The sequence below is a fragment of the Nostoc sp. DSM 114161 genome (assembly GCF_052692665.1).
Genome location: NZ_CP195141.1, coordinates 5,195,777 through 5,221,915, shown reverse-complemented (window position 1 = coordinate 5,221,915; position 26,139 = coordinate 5,195,777). Strand labels below are relative to the sequence as shown.

General features: G+C 40.4%; 15 protein-coding genes. 6 read left to right on the top strand and 9 right to left on the bottom strand.

Going from position 1 to position 26,139, the window contains the following annotated elements:
* The first annotated feature begins 37 nt into the window (after positions 1–37).
* Positions 38–1,111, top strand: coding sequence for a cupin-like domain-containing protein (locus NSTC745_RS22225; protein WP_445632883.1), 1,074 nt, complete (start codon positions 38–40; stop codon positions 1,109–1,111).
* Positions 1,112–1,312: 201 nt separating this feature from the next.
* Here the strand turns inward: NSTC745_RS22225 and NSTC745_RS22220 are convergent, their stop codons facing one another.
* The 3 genes from NSTC745_RS22220 to NSTC745_RS22210 all read right to left on the bottom strand — a co-directional run bounded on the left by NSTC745_RS22220 (position 1,313) and on the right by NSTC745_RS22210 (position 6,228).
* The gene (locus tag NSTC745_RS22220; RefSeq protein WP_445638661.1) at positions 1,313–3,457 is read right to left on the bottom strand and encodes an NHLP family bacteriocin export ABC transporter peptidase/permease/ATPase subunit; all 2,145 of its coding nucleotides are present in this window, start codon (positions 3,455–3,457) and stop codon (positions 1,313–1,315) included.
* Between the two features lie 149 nt (positions 3,458–3,606).
* Positions 3,607–5,049 carry an NHLP bacteriocin system secretion protein gene (locus NSTC745_RS22215; RefSeq protein WP_445632882.1) on the bottom strand — a complete coding sequence of 481 codons (1,443 nt, stop codon included), beginning with the start codon at positions 5,047–5,049 and terminating at the stop codon, positions 3,607–3,609.
* 138 nt (positions 5,050–5,187) lie between these two features.
* Positions 5,188–6,228: a cyclic nucleotide-binding domain-containing protein gene (locus tag NSTC745_RS22210; protein ID WP_445632881.1), complete on the bottom strand. Its 1,041-nt coding sequence runs from the start codon at positions 6,226–6,228 to the stop codon at positions 5,188–5,190.
* Positions 6,229–6,734: 506 nt separating this feature from the next.
* Here NSTC745_RS22210 and NSTC745_RS22205 point away from each other — a divergent pair.
* From NSTC745_RS22205 to NSTC745_RS22195, 3 genes are read left to right on the top strand one after another with little or no spacing between them, the layout of a single operon-like run.
* Positions 6,735–7,505 (top strand): DUF928 domain-containing protein, encoded by a 771-nt coding sequence (locus NSTC745_RS22205; RefSeq protein ID WP_445632880.1) that lies wholly within the window; start codon positions 6,735–6,737, stop codon positions 7,503–7,505.
* Positions 7,506–7,508: 3 nt separating this feature from the next.
* The gene (locus tag NSTC745_RS22200) at positions 7,509–9,785 is read left to right on the top strand and encodes a CHASE2 domain-containing protein (protein WP_445632879.1); all 2,277 of its coding nucleotides are present in this window, start codon (positions 7,509–7,511) and stop codon (positions 9,783–9,785) included.
* Complete coding sequence (locus NSTC745_RS22195; RefSeq protein ID WP_445632878.1) at positions 9,778–12,477, top strand: NHLP bacteriocin export ABC transporter permease/ATPase subunit; 2,700 nt, start codon at positions 9,778–9,780, stop codon at positions 12,475–12,477. The genes NSTC745_RS22200 and NSTC745_RS22195 overlap by 8 nt, the downstream gene beginning before the upstream one ends.
* A 222-nt stretch (positions 12,478–12,699) precedes the next feature.
* On the opposite strand, the gene NSTC745_RS22190 is transcribed toward NSTC745_RS22195, so the two are convergent.
* A complete protein-coding gene (locus NSTC745_RS22190; RefSeq protein WP_445632877.1) occupies positions 12,700–14,010 on the bottom strand; it encodes a hypothetical protein in 1,311 nt (436 codons plus the stop codon).
* A 426-nt stretch (positions 14,011–14,436) separates the two neighbouring features.
* Between NSTC745_RS22190 and pip the strand changes: the two genes are divergently transcribed.
* The gene (gene pip / locus NSTC745_RS22185; RefSeq protein WP_445632876.1) at positions 14,437–15,387 is read left to right on the top strand and encodes a prolyl aminopeptidase; all 951 of its coding nucleotides are present in this window, start codon (positions 14,437–14,439) and stop codon (positions 15,385–15,387) included.
* A 342-nt stretch (positions 15,388–15,729) separates the two neighbouring features.
* Here pip and NSTC745_RS22180 read toward each other — a convergent pair whose 3' ends face one another.
* Both NSTC745_RS22180 and NSTC745_RS22175 read right to left on the bottom strand, forming a co-directional pair.
* On the bottom strand, positions 15,730–16,170 hold the full coding sequence (locus NSTC745_RS22180; protein ID WP_445632875.1) for an NUDIX hydrolase: 441 nt from the start codon (positions 16,168–16,170) through the stop codon (positions 15,730–15,732).
* Positions 16,171–16,462: 292 nt separating this feature from the next.
* Positions 16,463–17,365 (bottom strand): AraC family transcriptional regulator, encoded by a 903-nt coding sequence (locus NSTC745_RS22175; RefSeq protein ID WP_445632874.1) that lies wholly within the window; start codon positions 17,363–17,365, stop codon positions 16,463–16,465.
* 238 nt (positions 17,366–17,603) lie between these two features.
* On the opposite strand from NSTC745_RS22175, the gene NSTC745_RS22170 reads away from it, so the two are divergent.
* Positions 17,604–18,338, top strand: a complete 735-nt coding sequence (locus tag NSTC745_RS22170) for an SDR family oxidoreductase (RefSeq protein ID WP_445632873.1) — start codon at positions 17,604–17,606, stop codon at positions 18,336–18,338.
* 178 nt (positions 18,339–18,516) lie between these two features.
* Here the strand turns inward: NSTC745_RS22170 and NSTC745_RS22165 are convergent, their stop codons facing one another.
* The 3 genes from NSTC745_RS22165 to NSTC745_RS22155 all read right to left on the bottom strand — a co-directional run bounded on the left by NSTC745_RS22165 (position 18,517) and on the right by NSTC745_RS22155 (position 26,089).
* Complete coding sequence (locus NSTC745_RS22165; RefSeq protein WP_445632872.1) at positions 18,517–23,973, bottom strand: trifunctional serine/threonine-protein kinase/ATP-binding protein/sensor histidine kinase; 5,457 nt, start codon at positions 23,971–23,973, stop codon at positions 18,517–18,519.
* 124 nt (positions 23,974–24,097) lie between these two features.
* Positions 24,098–25,348: a hypothetical protein gene (locus NSTC745_RS22160; RefSeq protein ID WP_445632871.1), complete on the bottom strand. Its 1,251-nt coding sequence runs from the start codon at positions 25,346–25,348 to the stop codon at positions 24,098–24,100.
* Positions 25,349–25,357: 9 nt separating this feature from the next.
* The gene (locus tag NSTC745_RS22155) at positions 25,358–26,089 is read right to left on the bottom strand and encodes a hypothetical protein (RefSeq protein ID WP_445632870.1); all 732 of its coding nucleotides are present in this window, start codon (positions 26,087–26,089) and stop codon (positions 25,358–25,360) included.
* Between the last annotated feature and the right edge of the window lie 50 nt (positions 26,090–26,139).

The window sequence follows — 26,139 nt, the reverse complement described above, 5'->3', positions numbered from 1 at the left end:
TTGTAACTTTGCCAATGTTAAATCAAGAAAACAAAGGTTGACAATAGAAACTCGCTTAAAGCAGCATTACGGCATATTAGCCACTAAAAGTAACATGGTTCTCAACAACATCGACCGTATCAAAGCACCTCCAGCAGATGTATTTTACCAAGAGTATATTCTGCCGCAGCGCCCAGCGATTATCACTAATATGTTTGACAATTCATCACTGCGTCAGATGGATACCCTTGAAAAGGTAAGAACAGGGTTGACTGAGATCCCAATTCAAATCTGCCCAAATTACATCGCTAATCTTTTAGATTCAACATCAGGCGATGTTCCCCGGATGATGAACTTGGGTGCATATCTTGATTTCCTGCAAGCACAACCCACAACTCTTGATATTTGTGTTGAGTATCCGACACCTCAAAAATTGCTTGAGTTATTGCCCCTAAATTTATACCAAAATTTTAATGATGAGAGCGATTTATACTCGAACATGTTTGTCGCCGCCAGCAATAACTATGCTCATTTGCACTATGATGCCGATCAGCGTAATGTTTTGTTGTTTCAAGTTTTTGGCGCAAAAAGATTTGTATTGATTCATCCGCGTGAAACTCAAAAGTTAGATGCCATCGACCAAGCTAATTTATGTCGTACAAGTGGCATCTTCTTGGAAAATATGTCAGAAGCTGAGAAAACAGATTTTCTCCGATATACCAACGCATTTGACGCGGTACTTTACCCCGGCGAAACTATTTTTATGCCGATGATGATCTGGCATTATATTGAGTATTTGGAACCAGCCATGTCAATTGCTTATCGTTTAGGACGCAACCCTTATAATCGTCGATTAGCGAATTTATTTCCAGCCCCATCGGTTGATGTTCAATGCTTATCGCTGTTGTTGCAAGATGAGACACAAGTGCGATCGCATCATCTGGAATGGTTGAATAAACTAGAGGCTGTAAGCCAATCCTTGGCAGGGAATGAAAGCGATCGCCGGGACGCTTTGAACTACCTATCTTTAAGGATTCGTGGGCAATATCTTGGCCTTGAACCTATCAAGAATATTCGGGAGTTGAGAAGACGTGAAGCAATGTTGAACAAGTCTTTGGTAGGAAAAGTATAACTTAATTCATAATCTTAAGAGGTTATTTTAAGGCAATACGCTTGGTGTTAGCGCCAAAAACCTTAAAATGTGTAGGTTGGGTTGAGGAACGAAACCCAACATTGTCTTGGTTTGTTGGGTTTCACTTCGTTCAACCCAACCTACAATTATCGTTAACTGAACCGTATTGTATTTTAAGAGAGTGCGATCGCAAATACATTCCTAAACACTTGCTTGCTCTGACCGAATTAACCGTGCATAAGAACCATCTACCTGGGACATTTCTTTGTGGTTCCCTCGTTGCACCACTTTACCCTTTTCTAAAACAATGATTTCATCACAGTCCCGGATAGTACTGAGGCGGTGAGCCACAATAATACAAGAACAGCCGCGATGCCGCAGATTCCGGTCAATAATTTTTTCCGTCTCTGCATCTAGGGCGCTGGTTGCTTCGTCCATAATGAGAATTGTCGGCTCGTTGACTAATGCACGAGCAATTTCTAAACGCTGGCGCTGTCCTCCACTGAAATTAGCAGCACCTTCAAGTAAATTGCCTTCATATCCCCCAGGTAAAGCTAAAATCACTTCATGAATGGCAGCATCTTTGCAAGCTCGCACTAATTGAAAGTTAGACACTGTATCATCCCACAAAGTCAAGTTATCTCGAACTGTGCCGGCGTAAAGAAAAATTTCCTGTTCTACCATTGCCACAGAATTAGAAAGTATCGCCCTAGTAATTTGCTGTCTGGGGATACCATCAAAAAGAATTTCTCCCGACCAAGGTTGATACAGTCCCGCTACTAATTTGGCAACTGTTGATTTACCAGAACCACTACTACCAACTAAGGCTACTCGCTGTCCTGGTTTTAATTGAAAACTCAGGTCTTCAATTAGAGGCCCATCTGTTCGAGAGTAGCCAAATGTGACATTTTTTAATTCTACATATCCCTTAAGTTCGCAAGATGAAGCATATTCTAAAGGTTTGGTTGTGGAGGTATGTAAATTATGACTGTCCAATTCTGAATCGGTTGCGTTTTGCAACACATCATCGAGCCGATTTAAATCTCCTTCTAGTTCCTGTAAAGTACTGCCGAAATTCACCAAAGAGTTGACTGGAGTCAAAAAGCTAGTCATTAAACTTTGGAAAGCAATCAACATCCCGATACTGAGATGCCCATCCATGACTCGTAGACCGCCAATAACTAAAACTAATAGGGAACTTAAACTAGTCAATAAAATAGGTAAAACGCCTAGTACTTGATTAGTGATGCCTAATTCCTGCTGACCGTTGATAAATTTTGTGTAGTAACCCGACCAACGGGAGAAAAAATCAGATTCCAAAGCTGATGCTTTGAGGGTTTCCATACTTTGAAGAGCAGCAATTTCTGTACCTGCAACTTTGCCTCTATCTTGGATGATTCGCATATAAATATCTGTACGCTGCCGTGAAATCCATTGCAATGTGAATATATTAATCGCAGCAAAACAAATACCGATCGCAGTCAGCACGCCATCATAAGCAAACATAACTAAGGCATAAAATACCACCATTATCGCGTCAATTACAGTCCTGGCTAACTGCCCCGATAATACTTCTGCAACTTTAGTATTGATATTGATTCGACTGCTAATTTCCCCAGCAAATCTTTGGGAATAAAATGATACTGGCAAGCGCAGAATATGGTGGATAAATTGCCCGGACATCTCCACCGATAACTTAATATTTAGCTTTCTCAGAAACCGTCTTTGTAGTAATGTCAGCAATACCTGGATAACCACAGCGATCGTCATTCCCAAAATCAATGGACGCAACCACTCTGCACGATTTTCTACCAGAACATTATCGACAAAAATTTGACTAAAAACTGGTAAAACTAACCCTGGAATGACTAGAAAAAATCCTGCCAGAAAACAATAGAGAATGGCTCCCCAAGAACCCCGCAAACGGTCGATAAGTGCGCCTATTAAGCTAGGTTTGCGACCCCCACGTTGGAATTCTGGGCCTGGTTCCATCACCAAGACTACCCCTGTATAGGCTTCATCAAATTCTTTGAAGGAGACTCGCCTCGGCCCCGTAGCTGGGTCGTTGAGATAAACCCAATCTTTTTTAAATCCTTCTACTACTAAGAAATGATTAAAATTCCAGAAAACAATGTATGGCGGACGAAGTTCTTGTAATTGCGCCAACTGCTTTTTAAAACCTTTGGCTTGCATCCCGCAATTTCTCGCAGCTTTGATCATGTTGGAGGCTTTGCTACCATCACGAGAAACCCCGCAATTTTGCCGCAGTTCTGCTAAAGGCACAATTTTGCGATGATAGGCCAAAATAATCCCGAAAGCTGCTGCTCCACACTCCACCGCTTCCATTTGCAATAAGGTAGGAGTTTTGACGCGGTAGTTTATCTTAGTTTGTGCTGTTTCTAGGTCTGATGATGGAGCTTTTTTACGTAAGGGATTGAGGTTTTGAATTGAGGAAATTAATTGCTGAATCAATTGCACAAGACCATTTTTAAACTTTAGTTAATGCCAGTAAATTCTCGTAAAATGGGCAAGACATAAGTAATTGGTGCCTGCTCTGCTACTTTAACGCGGACATTGGTAGTTGTTCCCCCAGAAATTTTTAATTTTGGCCCTTGAGAAGAAGACCAGCGATAACCGCTAAAGGTAGATGGAGTTATTTCCATTTCTGCTCGCACTTCAATGTCTCCGCCACCAGTTGGCAAGATGTTGGTTACTAAATCAGAGTTGCCAATCACAGATTTTGCACCTTCTTTAGTCACAGGTAAGGGGGAAACGGAAATAACTTTGCCGACAATGCCGCCAAAGCGTTCTCTTTTCACGGACGTGGGGGTGATTTGCACGGTCATTCCTGGTTGAATCTGCTTGCCATCTTGGATATTAAAGTAGGAAACGGCAATTAGTGGGGTGTTTTTGTCGCCGATGTTCAGGGTGACAAGGGGAGTTTTCGGACTAGTAACTTGTCCTACAAAACCAGTTACTTCTAATACACAGCCATTGCTAGGGCTAACAATCTGACTATTATCTAATATTTGTTTTTCCAATTGAGCGATCGCTCGATTAACTTCTTGAATTTGATTAATTTTTGTATTGATATTTTCGACGTTTTCTTGCTCAATACGTTGGCTTTTTGTATCTAAATCTTTCAATTGCGCTTGTAGTTCGCTTACGGAACTCAAATTTTGCAAGTATCTCTGCTGTGCTTCTGTTTCTTGTACATCTAATTGTTTGAGCTGCGCTCTCAGATCGTATAGGGTCTGGGTTCCCTGTTTATATTCTTGCTCTGCTTGTAGATATGTATCTTTGGAAATAGCTCCTGCATCTACGAGTTGCTGGCGCTTTTGCAATCGATCTTTGAGTATCGGTACGATCGCTACAGCATCATTGAGCCGTTGCTGCAAACTAATGCGCTGTTCGCGGATGGCATTTAAGCCTTTTTCATAGAATGCAGGCGTGAGAGTCTGAGTATCCCGCAAACGTTGAATATAACTGGCTCTAGCAGATGCGATCGCTTCTTTTTCTTTAGCGGTACGTTGTCGCTGAAGCAACGATGAATTTTGTTCTTGTATTTGTAATTGTCCTAGTTTTGAGCGTTGCAGTTGCAATTGCTGTTTTAAATCCGTTGGATCGATTGTTGCTAGGATATATCCTCGATCTATACATTGTCCTGTTTTGACATTCAGACTTTTTAATTGCCCTGAAATTGGCGACTCAAAAGTGACAACTTGATTAGGTTGAATGAGAATTCCTTTTCCTGTTACTGTTACAGGAATACGTCCAAAAATACTCCAAATTAACCCCAATAACACAAAAGTACCCAGTGTCGCCAAAGGTAGCCAATCCAAAGGGTTAACTACCTGCATTAACTGATCCAATCTTTCTGGAGAAGATAAACGATCCAGTGATTCTTTGCGAAATATACTATCTTGATTTTCAGCCATTCATTTATTAATTCGTAATACTTCTCTACGAGAGGCTGCGCCAACGACTGCGCTCAGTACAAGTTCCTAATTAAGACCGAAATTGAAGACTAATAAAGCTACTTCCTACTTACCTCTACCTTCTGCCTCCTGCCCCCTTCAAGATTGCCGATTCAGACGTTTAATCATCCAGTCAAATCTAGCACCTGCAAGGGCAGTATTGTCTAATGTATCTAAGTTGAGTTCATCTTCAACTTCAATATCTTCTGCTAAAAGTTGGTCTAGTTGGTAAGCCAATTTTCCAAATCCACGACGAAAGAGGCGATCGCGAATCCGATCTACTAAAACTACAGCGATCGCTTTGTAAAAACGTGCTGTAAATCCTGTATCTCGCTTTAATTTTTCAGCTAGTTTCTGTTGTGGTAGAGCTAGTAATACAGAAGATTCTGCTGCCTTGACTGTCGCAGAGGCGCTTGTTGCTTCTACAAAAGACATTTCCCCTAAAATTTCCCCTTTGACTGATTGAGCAATTTCTCTTTCGACAAGTTTATTGTCTGGGGTGGTAACAAAAATCCCTAACTTGCCATCTATTAATATATATAATGCTTCAACAGGTTTTCCTTCTTCAATTAGCACCTTACCTGGATTGACTTGAGTTTTTATTCCTTGGGAAATCATCCAATCAATATCGCCATCGTTCAAAATAGCAAATACAAACAAAACCTTTCGCAGTGGTTCTCCTGGGACTACTTTGTTTTTAGTCAGAAAATTAGTGAGTCCCCGCAATTGCTGTGAAAGTAAAACAGCCATTGTTTGATAAAAATGCGCGGCAAAATCTGTATCTTGCTCCAGTTTTTTGAATAACAATTGTCTTGGCAATGCTAATACCTGTGAGGATTCCAGAGCTATAAAACTAGTAGATGGAGGACGATTATCTATAAAAGATAAAGTTTCTACAATTTCCCCTGGAGATACGCGATCGATTTCTTGTGCGTCTTTTAAATTGCCTGTGGGAGAAACACAAATACTTAATGCTCCCTCTAGCAAAATTTCTATTGTATCAAGAATTTCTTTACCTTCTTGAATGAGAACTTCACCAATACGATGCTCTCTACATCTGCCGACACTGAGCATCCAGTCAATATCACTTTCCCTGAAAGCAGCAAAACTGGGATTATTAACCAGGATTTGTCTAAACATAGGATTTAAACTTGATTCTGAATTGAATTAAATCATTTGTTGCAGGAAAATACAGCTTTTTGTTAGTTTTATTAAAATTTTCAACCTAGTACAGCAGCGCTCAGATCCCCGATTTCTTGAATAAGTCGGGGATCTTTTTGTTCGTAACTCATTTAGGACTGCTATAGCTGTCTGACATAAGTAGTAAAAACTCAGTACAAACAAGGTTTTTCAGAAAAGGGGTCTAATTACATAAGAAGGCAAAGTTACCAGACAACTATAGCGATCGCTCTATTCTCTGTCATTAAAATTAATTACGTAATTTTACGTAACTTTTTGATAAAAAATTCCGGGCTACCATACTAACTACTACGTAGTTTATTTTTTTTGCAAAATCTTTAACAAAGCTTTTACACAGAAGTTAATATAGGTTTTATCATTAATAGTTAATTTAACTCAATATCGGCTTTTCTTGTTATCACAAATATTTGTCTTTGTTCAACGATCGAAAATTAATAGGACTTAATATGAATTGGATACAAAAATTTGTAAAATTTCCAGCATTTCCTATCTCTGTGGTATTAATAATTTCTGGTTTGCCCAGCATCGTAATAGCTGAATCACCGATTTCGCTTAAACTCCAGAGATTCCATTGGCAAATTAGTCAGAAGTTTATCCCGCCAAATCGAAAAGCACCACAAACTACGACTGGTGGAGCAAGTCGTCGTGGTGGTTCCTGTTTTCTACAGAGGAAAGAAACTTCAACTCCCTTAATGCCTGGGAATAAATATGGTTTAACCTTTGCAGAACGTCCGACATTTTACTGGTATGTACCAGAGACAGCAGTACAAACTGCTCGCTTTTCACTTCTAGATGGTGAAGATATAGTCTACGAAACGAATTTGAAACTTCCTAACCAATCGGGAATTATTGGTTTTACTCTCCCGAAAGAAGCGCCAAGTCTCAAAGTTGGTAAACAGTATCGCTGGTATATGGGAATCCCTTGCGGTTCAGACGAACTAGCAGAGGAAATCGCTATTAACGGTTGGGTAGAACGAATTGAACCCACTCCTGATTTATCGAAGCAAATAGCCACGACAAATCCCAAACAACTGTCCCAAGTGTATGCCACATCTGGTATTTGGTACGAAGCGGTGCATACTTTAGTACAGCAACGTCTTGCTAATCCTAGCGATCGCACAGTCATGGCTAATTGGCAAGCACTTTTAGAGTCAGTGGGGTTAGAAGATTTAGTTTCCAAACCTTTAGTAGATATCTGCAATAAAAAGACTAAGTAATTTATGTGGAAAAACATCAAACGACGACTTTGGCAATGGCGCGGTATCTTCATTGCTGCTCCCAGCGCTGGAGTATTGGTGTTTATTCTGCGTTTGAGTGGATTATTGCAGATGTTAGAATTGGCAGCGCTGGATCGAATGTTTCTGTTACGTTCTTCAGAACCTATCGATCCGCGGATTGTCATTGTAGAAATTAATGAATCTGATGTACAAAAACTTGGCAAGCGCGGTTATTGGCCTCTGCCTGACGGCTTGCTGGCACAAGTTTTAGAGAATTTAAAACAACAAAAACCCAGTGCTATTGGTTTAGATTTATATCGAGATTTACCAGTAGGTTTTGGACATCAATCCTTAGTTAAAGTGTTTGAGTCTACACCAAATTTAGTTGGCGTCCAAAAAGTAGCCCAAAGTGAAGATAGTTCGGCGGTAGCACCACCACCAGCGCTGAAAAAACTCGGTCAAGTGGGTGCAAATGATTTTCCCTTAGATGGGGATGGTAAAATTCGTCGTAGTTTAATGTATTTGGCCGATGAAAATGGCGAAAATGTGTTTAGTTTTGCTTTTAAACTTGCCTATCTTTATTTGAGCGATCGCCAAATTGATGTCGGACAAACAGAAGATTTTTTGGTAAAAACAGGTAATGTGATTTACCCATTATTTCAAGGAAATGATGGCGGTTACATCCGGGCTGAAGACCAAGGTTATCAAGTACTAATAAATTATCGTGGTAATAGAGACAAATTTCAACACATATCTATTATGGATGTGTTAGAAAATCGGATTTCCAAAGATTTATTCAAGGGGCGTATTGTCTTGATTGGCCCTACAGCCGAAAGTCTCAAAGACCTATTTTATACACCTTACAGCAGTACTATATTAACAGCACCAAAACGGATGTCTGGTATAGTAATTCATGCTAATGCTATCAGTCAAATTTTAAGTGCTACTTTAGATAATCGTTCGTTAATTAAAACATGGAGCAAACTAGAAGAATGGTTATGGATTTCTGTTTGGTCATTAATTGGTGCAATCATCAGATGGCAACAACGATATAGCAGTGGCTCTAAAAGAAAATCCTTATTACCTTTAATTAGCATTTTGGTAGCTGGTTGCTGCCTTATAGGTAGTAGTTATTTGGCTTTTATCGCAGGTTGGTGGATTCCTCTAGTTCCACCATTAATCGCATTAATTGGTTCGTCAGTTACTGTTACTGCCTATATTGCCATGACTGCGGGAGAAATTCGTAAAACTTTTGGGCGTTATCTCACCGATGAAGTCGTTGCTAATTTATTAGAAAATCCCGAAGGTTTAAAATTAGGCGGCGAACGGAAAAAAATTACTATTCTCACTTCCGATTTAAGAGGCTTTACCGCTACGTCTGAGAGATTATCTGCTGAAGAAGTAATTAAAATAATTAACCTTTATTTAGGATATATGGCAGATACGATTACTCAGTATCATGGCACCATTGATGAGTTTATGGGTGATGGAATTTTAGTTTTGTTCGGCGCTCCTATTACTAGAGAAGACGATCCGACGAGAGCGATCGCCTGTGCCGTGGCAATGCAGCTAGCAATGGAACCAGTAAATAATAAAATCCAACAAATGGGATTACCAAAGCTAGAAATGGGTATTGGAATTAATACAGCAGAAGTAGTAGTTGGTAATATTGGTTCGGAAAAACGGACTAAATATGGAATTATCGGCAATCAAGTTAATTTAACTTATCGGATTGAATCTTATACAGTCGGCGGACAAATTTTTGTTTCCGAATCAACTATTAAAGAGGCTGGTTCCATTGTCAAAGTTATCGGACATAAAGAAGTACAAGCAAAAGGAGTGAAGGAACCGATAAAAATTTATGAAGTGGGTGGGATTGCTGGAGAATATAATTTATATCTGGCTGAAGATGAAAAAGAAGTCTTCTTGAAACTTTTAGAAGCAATTCCCCTAAAATATGCAGTTTTGGATGGCAAAGATGTAAATAGTAGCGTAGTTGAAGGAAAGTTAGTGAAGCTGTCAGCTAGGGGAGCGCAGGTATGTTATGACTCAAAAGTAAACTCTCTAGCTTTACAACCCTTTACTAATCTGAAACTGAACTTATTTATGGAGGGTAATACCAAAATTAGTGAAGATATCTATGCTAAAGTCTTAGACAAAACAGCAGAACCAAATAATTTTTATATTCGCTTTACCAACCTTCCATTAGAAGTGGTAGGAGAATTTAATGCTATACGCCTCCGCCAAAAAACTATTGCATCTCTAACTCCAGATGAGTGATTCCAAGTTACTACTCGCGGGTAATCAATCCCTAGTATTAGACAATCCCCAAACAGTTTGGCAAATTGAATCCGGTGCGATCGCTGTGTTTGCTATTCCCATCCAGCAAGGTATTGAAGGCGTTCGCCGTTATCTATTTAGCGTCAATCCCACAGAACCATTGTTTGGGATATTGGCTAATAACCATAAAATTTTGGCGATATCTCTAGAAGATACTGTGCTGTTACAAATATCTGCACCCGAATGTGAAGAATGGATAAGACAGGGGAAAGACGAAGCAGAAAGTTTACTGAAGTTAGTGCAGATTTGGGAGAAAAAAATTCAAATTTTTCTAGGTGATACCTTCTCTACGAGACGCAGCCAAGGTTTTTTTATTCCACCAGTTTTTTCCCACCCTGAAAACCTTACCAACTGGAACGACATCCAAGTTACTCTAAGTGAAATCCACGGTAATTTTTGCGAAATTCTGACTCAAATAGAACAAGAAGAGTCGGCAGCAAAATTGACTCAATTCCAAGCACGGGAAGAACTTAACTCTCAGGTAAAAGTCAGTGCTTTAGGAGAATTAGCATCAGTCCTCAAACCCAAGCAAGCCGAACTGATGCAGTCAGGTACGCCACTGCTGATTGCCGCAGGTGCAGTGGGAAGGGCATTAGGAATTAAGATTTTGCCACCTGTACGTTCCGAAGACATGAATCGGATTAAAGAACCATTAGAAGCGATCGCCCGTGCATCCCGGATTCGCATCCGTCGGGTATTACTTAACGATCGATGGTGGCAAAAAGATAGCGGCCCGCTATTAGCATATACCGAGCGAGATAATTTTCCTGTTGCACTGCTACCAGCAGGGGTAGGAAAGTACGAAATATTTGACCCCCAGAAGCACGTCCGCATACCTGTAAACAAGGATACTGCCCAGCAACTAGCTCCTTTTGCTTATGTATTTTATCGTCCCGTACCCGAAAATAATTTTACTGCGATCGACTTACTTTTATTTGCCTTCAAGGGGAAAATACGAGAACTAGTTGTTATTTTCCTTACTGGTGTCGTCGGTGCATTACTGGGAATGTTAACCCCCTTAGCAACTGCCATCCTCATCGATTCTGTCATACCGGATGCAGACAGAGGGTTGTTAGTGCAGATTGGATTGGGTTTGATAGCCGCCACCTTTGGTACGATAATTTTTCAAATCGCCCAAGGTTTTGCCGGTCTGAGATTAGAAAGTAAAGCTAGTTTAGACTCCCAAGCAGCCTTATGGGATAGATTGTTTAATCTGCGGGTATCTTTCTTTCGTGAATATTCAATTGGAGATTTGCAATCTCGCGTTTCTGCGGTCACTCAAATCCGTCAAAAACTCAATGACACAGTGTTACGCACTGTTTTTACTAGCTTCTTCTCTCTACTTAATCTGGGATTATTATTTATCTACAGTTCCAGCCTAGCTTTAGTTGTAGTAGCAGTAGCCCTCATTGCAATCATCTTCACCACTATCTCAAGTGTACTTAGCCGCCAAAAATTACGTGCTTTAGAAGAAATAGAGGGGGAAATTTTTGGTTTTACCGTACAAATGGTTGCTGGTGTTTCCAAACTTAGAGTTAGCAATGCAGAAGACCGCGCTTTTGCTTACTGGGCAAAAAAGTATAGTCAGCAGCTAAAACTCAAGTTGAGTACAGAGGTAATTGAAGATGTTTTAGCGATATTTAACACCGCCATGCCAACTGTTAGTTCGATAATTATCTTTTGGCTGGCAGTTACCTTAATTACACAAGCGCCATCTCAAAGCCAAACAGGATTATCTACAGGTACATTTCTGGCATTTAATTCCGCTTTTGCCATATTTATTGCCGGGGCAACTCAGCTGAGTAACACCATAGTCAGCATATTAGATATCAGCATTTTCTGGGAACGTGCAAAACCCATCTTTCAAGCTCAACCAGAAATCGACCTGAGCAAAAGCGATCCGGGGCGGTTAACAGGTAAAGTAAAAGTCGATCGCGTGACGTTCCGTTACCGCGAAGACGGGCCCCTGAATTTAGATGATTTGACCATTGAAGCAGACCCAGGAGAATTAATTGCTTTGGTAGGGCCTTCTGGTAGTGGCAAATCAACGATTATTAGGCTGTTATTGGGATTTGAAACGCCAAAAGATGGCACTATTTACTACGATGGTCAGGACTTATCAGGGTTAGATACATCAGCAGTGCGTCGGCAGATTGGTGTAGTGCTGCAAAATGGTCGCATCAATAGCGCCTCGATTTTTGACAACATTTCTAGTGGCGCATTAGTAACAATGGATGAAGCTTGGGAAGCAGTACGGATGGCTGGATTTGCTGATGATATTAAGTCAATGCCAATGGAGATGCACACAGTCATTTCCGAGGGGGGTACAAATCTCTCTGGTGGGCAACGTCAAAGGCTACTAATTGCTCGTGCTTTAGTATTAAAACCGAGAATTATAATTTTTGATGAAGCTACCAGTGCCTTAGATAATCGTACTCAAGCGATAGTTAGTACCAGCTTAGACAAGTTAGGAGTAACGCGTATAATTATCGCCCATCGCCTCAGTACCATCCGCAACGCCGACCGAATTTATGTGATTGAAGCCGGTCGAGTTGTCCAACAAGGTAGGTTTGAAGAATTAGTAAATCAAAAAGGGTTATTTGCTAATCTGATGGCACGACAAATGGCGTGAATGGCACTAAAAACTGCTCCGAAAATAAGACCCTACCCCGCCAAAGCTACGCTTTGTCTCCCCTCCCCAAGCCATCGGGGAGGGGTTGGGGGTGGGGTGTTAGGGACTTTTGCAAGAGGTCTATTGCTGAACAAAAAGCTCCTCGACTTGTTCAATAAATCGGGGAGCTAACCCTTAAATTAATTCTGAATTCTGAATTCTGAATTCTGAACCCTCAATTCTTTAGCCAGAAATATTAGAAGAATCGCTCTCCGGTGGATTATTCGTTTCTACACTTTCTGGCGGATTGTATGTTTCTGGTATTAGCTCTTTTTCCGTAACTTTGACCATCGCATGTTCCTCTTGTCCTCTTAGTCCCAGATATGTGGCGGAACTGATTCCTTGTAGTGTCAGAAGTGTTTCATCAAATTCCGGCATTGCCAGATTTTTGGCAACCTCCCAAATAAAGAATATTCCTATGGCAGCTGTCCAAATGAATGTTTGGAATCGATGAAAATTGACTCCATTAATATCTGATAATATATCTAAGAAAAATCCTTCAGAAACGCGTTGAGTACCCTTTCTCTTCCTCTCGTCCCCCTGTCCATCAATTAACGAACTCCCAAATGCAGTTACGGAATTGATTCCTAATAAGACTAGAGATTGTTGGGTTAAAATATTGGTATAATCTCCTGTGATTCCGTAGATAATCATGTAAGAGGCAAAAATTATTAATGTCCAAAAAGCCAGTTGAGATACGGATAGACTGAAAGGATTTTGATTAATTTTTTTTCGTCCAAGAAAGAATTGAGCAATTCGGCTTTTCCGTCGTTGAGGTTCAGTGTTAACTGGTATCAACAATTGCTCGCCATCCTTCACCTCTTTTTTCGAGTAAACACCTTCTATGCCAGAACTCCGAAGGGCGTTTCGGCAATATCTCGTGAATAATAATGCAACAGCCAAAACTAGAAGAACGCACAGCCAAAAGCGCCACGAAAACAGAACTATTGTTATGTACGGAGGCGATTGAAGATTGCTGACTGGAATGGCAATTTTATTGGGACAGCCTACCCCCACTATGGTGTCGATGCTATATCGGGGTCTACCAATCAGGGCATTCCAGACATTTTCAGATGTGTCATTGCGTTCGAGTCGAAAGGCTAACCAATCTTCATCAACAACTAGTTGTCCATCTTGATTCGGAACCTTAACGATGGTTGGTTGTGCGTATACATCCTCTAGTTCATAACCATTCAAATACAAGACTAACTGTCGAGGATCGAATGAATTGCCCTTAGCTGTTGAATTTGTTGCTGCTGACAATCCTTCAACTTGAACCTTAATGATATCGCCCATCTTAACTTGGTTACGACCATTCTCAGAAATAACTTGTTTAGTTCTGAGAGTAGGAGGAACTGAACAAGTTCGAGATGGTGTAAAATTCACAGCAGGAACATTTGGAGGAGTTTGAGCAACAACACCAAAGTTGATAAAAACAATTAGAAAAAACACCAACCCAAAAATAGCAGCAAATCTTCTCGTATTTTTAAGCATTGAGTAGGATTCCAAAGCGACCGATATAACGGTAGTTTAACCATACTTGAGTCACTTCAAATATTAAAAAATTTGTCTGAAATGGAGAAGAATTCACAACCCAGAATTCAGAATCCAGAATAAATCAATAGACGATACTCCAAGGGTTATTGCTACGGATTTTGACAACCCCGACTTATTCAAGAAGTCGGGTATCTGAGCCTCTTGATGGAGAACAAATCAAATAGGATTGCTATAAAATCAAATATTTCATAAAAGATAATAATCATTCTGATGCGGAAAGTGGTTACTCCTGTTTTCCCGCTCAGAATAATAATTATTATTACTTAGATGTTCAGAAAATTATTTTTTGAGACAATTTATTCTTTGGAAGTCTTTTAAAGTCATAGCGATCGCTATGATTATATTCCTCATAGGATATCTAAAATGCGAGAACTTTACCCAGCGATCGAACCTTACCGAGAAGGAAATTTACAGGTTTCTGACCTGCACGCTATCCATTTTGAAGAGTCGGGTAACCCCCAAGGTCAACCCATCGTTTTACTGCATGGGGGGCCTGGCGGTGGATGTCCGCCTTTTTATCGCCAATACTTCCATCCAGAAAAATGGCGGTTAGTGATGTTTGACCAACGCGGCTGCGGTCAAAGTAAACCCCACGCTGAATTACGAGAAAATACCACTTGGGATTTAGTTAGTGATATCGAAAAACTGCGCCAACATTTAGGTATAGAAAAATGGACAGTCTTCGGTGGTAGTTGGGGTAGCACTTTATCATTAGCTTATAGCCAAACCCATCCCTCTCGATGCACGGGATTAATTCTTCGTGGTATTTTTATGCTCAGACAAAAAGAGTTGCGATGGTTTTACCAAGAAGGTACTAGCTATATTTTTCCCGATGCTTGGGAAGAATATCTAAAGCCAATTCCTATAGATGAGCGTGACGATCTGATTGCAGCATATTACAAACGTTTGACTAGTCCAGATTTACAAGTTCAATTAACAGCGGCGCGTGCTTGGTCAATTTGGGAAGCTAGTACAAGTAGACTTTTTTTCGATTCAGAACTCATGCAAAAGTTTGGTGATAGCGAATTTGCCTCAGCTTTTGCTCGTATTGAATGCCATTATTTTACCAATAAAGGATTCTTTGAAACAGAAGACCAATTGCTTTTAAATGTTGACCGTATCCGTCATATTCCTGCTGTAATTGTTCAGGGACGTTATGATGTAGTTTGCCCAATGATATCAGCTTGGGAATTACATCGTGCTTGGCCAGAAGCCGAATTTATTGTCGTTCCTGATGCCGGTCACTCCATGAGTGAACCGGGAATTCGTAGTGCTTTGATTGAAGCAACAGATAAGTTTGCAAACTTACAGTAGAATTCAGAATTCCGAATTCAGGAATCAGAAGTAACAGGATTTTGCAAGTAACAATAAAAGCGCCAGTCATCAGAATTCAGATGAAGCTTAAGTGACACCATTTCACGAAAGGCCTGATACAGAGGTAAACGCTGAAAGCTTTGCTGCATCTAAGTTTTTTAATTGCGTTAGCGCAGCGGGGCGTAGCCCATTGCAAATTGCGAATTGTGAATTGGTATGACTGGTGGATATGAATAAACAGTAAAACACCACACCAAATTAAGAATTTGGTGGTACTTCTAAATAATAGATCTCAATGCCCCACACTCTGAATTCTGAATTCGGAATTCTGAATTCTGTTTTTCAGAAGCATCGAAATGCACAAGAAGAAGATTTAACTTTAAAAAAACCTTTCATGACTCGTTTGAGCGAATTAAACTTAACCCGCCTGATAGCTTGATTCACTTCTACCCACTGGCGTTTTCTTTTAGTTGCTTCTGGATAATCTTCACTCAGAATATCCACTGGCAATAAATACATTTTGACCTGGTAGGCTTTACCTTGTTTGCGGTATTTATAAGTGCCCAGTTCGTTGGCGTCCACCTGTCCAATTACTCCTGCTTCTTCCCAAGCTTCTTTGGCTGCGGAATCGGGCGGACTCATTCCTGACGGAATATCTCCTTTGGGAATTACCCAATGCTGCTGGTTGCGAGTTGTAATCAATAAGATTTCGACTTTACCGTTGTTAACTCTATAGGGAATAACTCCAGACTGTTGAAAAACTTTATTAATTTTTCGACCCATTTAACTTACATCCCGTACTGTTTAATTGTTTTGTACAATGTTTATTTCAGAAAGTCGAGAGCTGATACCGGGTAATTTTTGATTTATTTTTTTATTTATAAGTAAGTCGGTACAAAAAAACCGAACTGTTTGATAAAAAGGAAACAAGGCTCAAACCCTTTTTCCTCCGTTCCTTGCTCCCTGCTCCCTGCCTTTTCCCAACAATAATTATTTACGCCGATCGCTTACTTAAATTTCTTTTTTCGCCACTTCCGTACAGACAAAGGTTAATCGCATCTCTACCCGCTTCTTTTTACATTTCTTGACTATTTTTTAGCCGAGCGATGTCACGCAAGGGTGGTGCGCCAAACAATCGACTATATTCACGGCTAAACTGTGAGGGACTTTCATAACCCACGTGATGACTAGCTGTTGCCGCATCCATACCCTGTCCCAGCATTAACCTACGGGCTTGTAGGAGCCGGAGTTGCTTTTGATATTGTAAAGGACTCATGGCAGTGACAGATTTAAAATGATGATGAAGAGATGACGTACTCATGCAGGCTTCGCGAGCGATCGCCTCAATGCGAAATGGCTTTTCATAGTTCCATTTGAGCCAGTTAATCGCCTTACTAATCCCCTGAAGTTTTTTATCGGCTAAAGCAATCTGTCGCAATCGCGCACTTTGTTCGCCTGATAGCAAACGGTAGAGAATTTCTCGTACAACCAAAGGCGCGAGGATGGCAATATCTTCAGGGGTTTCCAACAGCCTTAAAAGTCGGATGGCTGCATCCAGCAGTTGGGGACTCACAGGACTTAAAGACAAGCCTGGTGGTTGTTGGTTAGCAGTAGCGTCTAGTTTTGCTTCCATCATCAGTGTACTGAGTTCTGCCGGATCTAAATCTAGCCGGAGGCATAGATACGGAACGGTTGGCGTTGCTTCAATCACTTGACCCGCCACAGGCAGATCGATGGACACTACCAAACATCGATCTCGACCATAAACATACAATTTGTCCGCCAACATCACCTGCTTCTTGCCTTGAGCGACAATGCACAGAGCCGGCTCGTGCAGAGCATACAGAGGCATAGTTGGTTGCGAGGAGCGGATTAAAAACAACCGCTCGATCGCCGTGGCATGGACGCCATCTGTTTTACTGTTCTGTGCAATCAAATCGGCAAGCTCTGAGTGCTGCTTTGTAACTGTCTGTTCCATAACCTCGCTTGAAATCTTTTATCAGACTAACATCTAGGATAGCCCCCATATATTCAACCAATTCTGGCGATCTAGCTTTTGAGCGTAAACAATAAAAAGAATGCAGGATTAGGCAAGAATTGAGCAGGTTCAGATTACCGGATCGCGTTTTGACTCTCTTAAATTAAAAGTGTGCTGGACATCCAATCAACCCAAAGTTCCACGCAATATCAAATTATTTAGATACCTAATTGATTTTATGACTACCAACCAACAAAAAGTCGTATTGATTACGGGCGCAAGCAGCGGCATCGGTGAAGCAACAGCACGTCTACTCGCTCGCAAAGGTGTCCGCGTGGTGCTGGGCGCAAGGCGCACCGAGCGGTTGGAAACCCTCGTGGCTGCCATCCGTTCTGAAGGCGGCTCGGCAGAGTACCAAACGCTCGATGTCACTAGTCGTAGTGACTTCCAAGCCTTTGTAGAATTTGCTCAGAACAAATTTGGCCGTGTTGATGTCATCGTCAACAATGCCGGCGTCATGCCACTCTCCAAACTAGAAGCCCTCAAGGTTGATGAATGGGATCGGATGATTGATGTCAACATCCGGGGCGTACTCAACGGCATCGCCGCCGGACTGCCCGTAATGAAAAGTCAGGGGTTCGGCCAGTTCGTTAATATCTCCTCCATTGGCGGACACGCCGTTTGGCCAACCTGCGCTGTTTACTCTGCTACCAAGTTCGCTGTCATAGCGATTTCCGAGGGACTGCGCCAGGAAAATACCGACATTCGCGTGACAGTGATTTCACCGGGTGTAACTGAGTCCGAACTGGCCGATAGTATTACTGACGCCGAAGCTGGCAAAGGGATGGAGGAATTCCGAAGAATAGCACTTCCGGCCGAGGCTATTGCCAAAGCGATCGCCTTTGCCATCGACCAACCAGACGATGTGGATGTCAACGAGATTATCGTCCGCCCCACGGCTAGCCCGTATTAAACCTCAACGGAGAAGGCAGCGGAGCAAGGATGGGGGAGTGTGGGGAGTGTGGGGAGTGTGGGGGGAAAGAGAATTTATGCCCCCCTCTCCTCCCACACCTCCCACACCTCCCTTACCTCCCTCACCTCCGACACCTCCCACACTCCCTGCCTCTTGAACAAGAAGCGATCGCTTTGAGTTAACCCTTAGTTTGATCCTGAATCGGTATGATAATGGTAAATTCAGTTCCCTCGCCTGGTGTAGAACTCACATCCAAAGTGCCGCCATGTTTTTCTACAACAATCTGATGAGCGATCGCCAGGCCTAAACCTGTACCTTTACCAACACTTTTAGTAGTAAATAAATGGTCAAATATTTTTTGTTTGACTGACTCATTCATACCCTGACCATTATCAGCAATGGCAATTTTGACATTTTTATCTATCACTGAAGTTGTAATTGTAATCTGGTTGGGATTGGCTTTAATTTCCTCAAACTCGCGTCCCTGATTTGCTTCTTCTAATGCATCGATAGCATTAGCCAAGATATTCATAAATACCTGATTTAATTGCCCCGGAAAACACTCAATTTGTGGGAGATTACCATAGTCGATCTTGACTTCAATGGCAGGGCGTTGTTCATTTGCCTTGAGGCGATGTTTTAAAATTAAAATTGTGCTGTCTAGACCTTCGTGAATATTGAAACGTACTTTGTAATCTCGATCTGCACGGGAGAAAGTTCTTAAACTAGTGCTGATATTTTTCAAGCGATCGCAAGCGATGGTCATAGAATCAATCATCTTAGGTAAGTCTGCCAAACTAAAATCCAAGTCAATTTCTTCGGCATGGTCTATAATTTCATCCCCTGGATTGGGTAGATTTTCTTGATATAGTTTCAAGTGTTCGACAATATCAGCAAGAGTGGGTTTAGCTTGTTTAAGACTGGCAGCAATAAAACCGAGAGGATTATTCATTTCATGAGCTACCCCAGCAACCAAGTTACCCAATGCAGACATTTTTTCGCTTTGCACGATTTGTAACTGTGCCTGTTGTAAATCTTGGATTCCTTGTTGTGCTTGTTGATAGAGTTTGGCATTTTCCAAAGAGATGGCGGCTTGAGTGCAAAGTAGATTCAGCAGTTCGACGCGTTCGTGGGTAAATGCTCCGGTTGTTAAGTTGTTCTCCAGATACAGCACGCCAAGGAGTTTGCCTTGATGCAAAATTGGCGTACACAGGACACTCTTGGGCTGTTGGCGTAAAATGTAAGCCTCGGTTAACAACAATGGATGCTCCATTGTATTCACGATCGCAGTCGCTTTTAAGCTGCGTTTGACCGTGTTAATTAGACTCACAGGCACATCGTTGCTTTCTTGCAGCAGTATGGACTGCAAAACCACCGCAGGTTGACCAACTTGAGCTACTCCTTGAATACTAAGTTGATTTCTATCGCTCAACATCAACACACATTTATCCGCGCCTGCGGTTGCGGTGACGATTTCTAGCAGTGCTGACAGTAGCTTGTCTAGTTGAATTTCGCTCGATAAATTTTGAGAGGCTTTGAGGATGGCACTCAAGTCTAGAGATGTGGATACATTACCACCGTTACCCGATGAAGAAGTTTGAGAAATAAATCGACTTTCAGTTGCATACACGGTTTCATTAGGCGCGTATCCTCTAGCAGACTGTTGCAGAATTGTTGTTAACAATTGGGGATAGCATTGTTCTAGGTCGGCAACTTTAGCTTTTGCACCCCAATGAGCATAACCATAGTAGGCTGCAATTAAATAATCTTCAGCAATGCGCTCTTTGCCCCAATCCAGGTAAAATTTAGCAGCGAGTTCGTTAGCGATCGCTTCTTCTTGGATATAATGATTTTCGTTAGCTTCTTTGATGGCGCGATCGTAGAACTCTATAGCTTTGGCTTTATTACCTTGTACTCGCTCTAGTTCTGCATCCACTAAATAATACTTGTGCAAAAAATTCATTGGTGCGTGGTTTGCCCATAGCTGAATCTTTTGCTGGTTGTTTGTCACTCGATTTAAAATATATTCTTGTTCTGAATCTGACAGTGACGAATAGATTGCTAAGTGCGCCAAAGAATCATAAAAATTGAATACTAGGACAGAGATAGTTCCTTGTATTGCATCTAAATACTGTTGGGCTAGCAGTGCATTTTTACAGGCGTTTTGGTATTCACCAAACAAATAACAAAGAATCATTTTGTTAAAGTAAAACTGAAAAAATCCAGTGCGATCGCTAGCATGATTCAGCAGCTTTAAACAAATTTCTTCATCACAGATTTGACCCCGGAAACTGCATGGATCTTCAGAGGGGTTTAACAAATTTAGAACTGACTGTTGATACATGCCTAGTATATATAAGATGTTTTCTTGCTTGAGTTGAGCCAAGGCATTACTTATGGTTGCAATTTCTTCTTGCAATACACTTAACTCATGCCCAGCTAAATATGAATTTTGGCATTTCGTTAAGGCCGCATAACCAACAAATTCTAAGTTGCCACTTTCCATTGCACTTTGATAGCTCTCCCACAAAATTGGCAATGTTTGTGTTAAATGAGCTTTGCCAAAAATTGTCGAACATCCCGCCACCATAAACGCAGATGCTTTCATCTCTGGAATATTGAAATTTTCTGCTAACTTTAAAGCTAACTTGCTGGACTGATAAGCCAAGTCAATATCTTGAAGTTTTTCATTTACGAGAATACTGTAACAAGCGTAACCATAGCTTGAAAAAGGTGAATTTCCATAATTGATTGATAAGTTAACCAGTTTGCAAATCACCAAGGGAAAAATTTCGGGTGCGGCTTGATAGGTAGCAGTACCAATACTGTTTAATATCCTTGCAGCTGCTAATTTTTCGATATCTGTCATCAAAGGCAAGTTAATCAAATCTTCGATATTCTTGCTATTTAGATTATTTGTAGTTTCAGTAACTGCTTGTCGAATATCTGAGGAATCGGGGGATTCGGATATACTTACTCCTACTAATTCCAAAGCTTCTAACCCGATTTTGACAGCTTGCAGCTTTTTAGCTTGGGCCATTTCAGCTTGGATTTTAACAGCATAAACTTTCATTTTATCGATCGCAGTTTTGGACTGTTGTAGAACAATATCTGCAAATTCCTCCATCTGTGGAAAATCACCGCTGAGGTAGGCGGCTTCTGTTGCTAGTTCATACAGTGGTAAGCTGAGGTCGTATTGTGTTTGCCAGCAAGACTCTTCCTCGCCAAGGTTCAACAAACAAATCCCTGTGGTGGAATACTCCAAAGCTGCGGTGTAGGCTGTTGCAATTCTGGCTTTTTGTCCCGCTTTGAGATTGAGTTCGGCGAGTTGTATTTGCTGCGAACGTTCGAGAATTAGAGATTTGCCAATGTTGAGTTGATTGACAATTTCAAACAGATTTTCTTCTTGTTCTGCTGCTTTTGTATTTTTGAGTAGCAGTTGCCCAATTTTCAAGTGTGTTGCTTGTTTTTGGTCATCTGGAATCAAAGAATAGGCGGCTTGTTGGACGCGATCGTGCAAAAATTTATATGTAATTGTTATTTGTCCTTGGTCATTGGTTATTTGTTGTAGTTTATCTACGGATGACAAATGACTATTGACTAATGACTCTTGTTGATAAAATTTATAAACTTCACTTTGGGGTAAAATTAAAGCTTCTTGTAATGGCTTCCATAAAGCAGCAGCGGTTTCTACCTCCGATAATTGAGAAACGATGGCTAAGGTTTTTAAATCAAACTTATTTCCAATACAAGCAGCTAGCTGCAATACAAATTGAGCAGATTCAGGTAACTTTTGTAATTGCCATGCCATGAATTCCACCACATCTTCAGTGAGAGCTTGCTGATTTATCTGGGCGATGTCACATTGCCAACAGCCTGACTCTAAGTTGAACTCAATCAACCTTTCTTGGTGTAATGCTTTGAGAAACTGGGTACTAAAAAACGGATTGCCTTTAGTTTTTTGATATACCAATTGTGATAGTGGAAATGCCACATCTTCCGAGCAAGCAAGGGTATCAGCCACTAAATGATTTAATTTCAAATTACTCAGCGCTTGCAAAGTAATTGTGCTAATTTTCGCACCGTGTTTGCGAATTTCATCCAATACCAATATTAAAGGATGTGCGAGGGATACCTCATTATCCCTATAAGCTCCAATTAATAATAAATATCCCAGACTTGCTTGATTCATTAATAATTGCAAAAATTTCAATGAAGTTGCATCTGCCCACTGCAAATCATCCAAGAAGATTACTAAAGGATGTTCTTGGCTGGCAAATGTTTGAATAAATTTTGTAAATATTAAATTAAATCTGTTTTGAGCAGCAGTTCCTGATAGCTCTGGTATCGGTGGTTGCTTGCCTATAATTATTTCTAATGCGGGAATAACTTCTATAATTACCTGGGCGTTTTCACCTAATTCGCCAAGGATTTTATCTTTCCATTGGGCAATTTGGATATCGGTTTGTGTTAAGATTTGTTCGATTAAATTGCGGAAAGCTTGCAAAAAAGCAGATAAGGGAATACTGCGATTAAATTGGTCAAATTTACCTTTAGTGAAATATCCATGTTTCCTGACAATTGGTTTGTGAACTTCGTTAACAACGGCAGTTTTACCAATTCCAGAAAAACCCGCAACTAACATCAGTTCGCTACTACCAAGAGCGACTCTTTCAAAGGCTGCCAGTAGTTGTTCGACTTCGTTTTCTCTGCCATATAATTTTTCCGAAATGATAAAGCGATCGCACAAGTCCCGTTGACCGATAATGAAAGGATCGATCTTTCCTGTTTGCTGTAATTGCACCAAGCAATTTTCTAAATCAAATTTTAATCCCAAGGCACTTTGATAGCGGTCTTCTGGATTTTTTGCCATCAATTTCATCACAATCTCTGACAAAACCTCTGGAATCTCTTGCCTTTTATCTGCTAATTGATTTGGAAGTTTTGCAATATGACAATGCACTAATTCCATTGCTTCGTTAGATTCAAAAGGAAGTTGTCCAGTTAACAGTTCGTAAAGAGTCACACCCAAAGAGTAGAAGTCGCTGCGATAGTCGATACCGCGGTTCATTCTTCCTGTTTGTTCTGGCGACAAATAGCTTAATGTTCCTTCTAACCCATTAACATTTTTAATTTCGGTGGTTTCTTTGGGTAGCAGGGAAGCAATACTAAAATCTATCAGCTTAACTTGTTTTGTTTGGGGATGAATTAGAATATTGGCAGGTTTGATATCTTTGTGAATGACACGATGATAGTAGAGGTCGTGAAGAATATCAGCTAGTTGTAGGGCAATTTCCAAAACCTCAGTTATCGAAAGTAATTGGTCTTGGGCATATAGTCTTAAAGAAACGCCACCAAAATCCTCCATCACTAAGGCGTAACTATTGCGGTATGGTTCCAAGCACAAGAAACGGACAATTCCTGGAATTTCTAAGTTGTTAGCGATGGTGTATTGATTGCGAAACTGCAATAGTTCATTGAAAGTGGGATACTCGCGTTTCAAGAATTTGATAACTACTGGTTGGCTATCTAACTCTCGTATCCCTCGATATACTATCGTTCTAGAACCACAATACAGTTGCTCGATCAGATTGTATCCGGGAATTGAGCAGGTTAAATCTAATATTGCGTTCATTGCAACTGACTCCGTACCAAATTTTAATATTGTATGAGTCAGTATTACCTTGTGTGGTATAAAAGTAGCCAATAGAGATTACACTGAGATTGTCTCTATTTAAGATACTAAAATACTGCTAAAACTACTGAGTTTTCCAAATTACAGTTCCATTTTCAAGGATGAAATCAAAATTTAGCCAATAAGCTAACTTTATTGGTAAGCGCACCGATTCTTTTTCTAAAGATTCAATTCCTTGTAATCCTAATTCTTCAACTATGGGATGGCTAGCAAAGTTGTAAATTTTTAGCTCAAATTTATCACCTATATCGCCAAAACTGAGGATTTTCCCTTGATGATATTGGGATATTTTCATTAAACATTCCACGATCGCTTGATAACAAGCACGTCTACCATCTTCTATATCACGAAACTGTTTCAGAAAAACAGTACGAACTGATTTATATGTCAGAGACTCGATAATATTTAGCGGTAACGACCAACCAAAACTAGGAATCTCTATATTTCCTTGGTTTTGGAAAATTAACTTTCTGATTAATTCCATTAATTCATCAGGAGTATTTAATGTTTGCTCTCGCTGAGTCTTGTCCTGCTTTTCTATTTGCACTACTTCTAACAAACGCTGTTTTTTTGCGTGAGCTTCAGAGCTAAAATTTTTCCACGCTAGAGTGTCTACAGTAAATAATTCTGGCTTTTCTTCGGGATGAGGAATTTGAAAAAAGCCAATTTCTTTGCAAATGCCATAAATTTCGCGTCCCGAAACTAAAATTGGTGAATCATTGACAAAAATATAGGGCATAAAACAAACTAGACGCTCTCCAACAAAGGCTGACCCTATTTGTTTACCTGCTACAGCCACAACCCAAAAAACAGCTTCCTCTTCAGAACAGTAAACTTTTTCGCTGTCGGGTCTTTCTATAGAACTCAGTGAATCTATAGTTGCGAATGTCATTAGAACATAATTTGTCGCCGGACGGTATTGAACCTTTCCATCAGAAGGTTCATTCAGGTATTTATCGCATAGTTTTTGTAATTTTTCTAAAGAACCTTCCAAGAAAAATCCATAAACGTTAGCATTTTTAAGATTAAAAGGCTGGAGAAAACATTGTTCGTTTGGACGCTCGACGTATTGAGGATATTTTACAGAATAATTAGCATCTGGAAAAAATTGCTTGACAAAATTATTAACTTCTAATTCAGTTTTTTCACCTTTAGCAGCTAACTCTTGAATTAGTTGTTCGAGGGGCTGTGGAGGTTTAGTTAAATCTTCTTGCAATTTTTGTGGATTGCCAAGGATTTCGATAACATAACTGGCTGCTCCCATAGCAATATGAAAGCCAGTTTGTAATACTTCAGCAGAGCTATTAATATTCATAAACCACCTCTAAATATCTGATTCACCTACAATGTTTTTTGGATATCCCGAAATTGCTCTAGACGCTTGCATTCCTGATGTCACTGTGGCTTCAATACTACTAATATTAATACCATTGTGAGTCCAGTCTCCAGCCAAATACAAATTATCAAAACCAGATTCCCCTGGTTTTAGACGATATTTAGTAGTTCCTTTGAGAGACACAACATAACGTTCAGAAGGCTCAATATTTGCTCTGAAAAATTGAGAATCAAATCTTTTTAAACCATTATCTTCTTTCGGATCGACAATTAATTTCCAGTCAATTTTATCTGAACTTTGGGAAGAGGTAATTTCTGGCCATAGAGTAGAAATATTCTCTTTAAACCAATTAATTGCATTTTCTTTGACTCGATTCATTTCCTTTTCCGGAAAGGTATGTTCTGTAAAGGGCAAAATTTTCTCAGCTTCTTCCAAAGGGCCGCAAAAGTAGGCAATATTACTAGGAAAATTTTCTGATTCCCAACTTTCTCTGATATTGAGATGACTCATATCAGCCCATGTGTTAAAAGGATGTGCATAAGCATCAAGTACAGGACTAGGCATCATCCAACCTAATTCTTTTAAATCTGGTTTTAACCAAACTTGAAGTGCTTGAGTTTGAACAGTTTTGACTTTTTCTACCATCTCTTGCCATTCTTTACGAGCTGCAATTAATTCTGGGCAGATATATTTTAATGCTCCTAAAGAAATACCAAGCACTACTAGATCGAAATCTTCTTTGATGTTGAGGGTGATATTTTCTACATCTT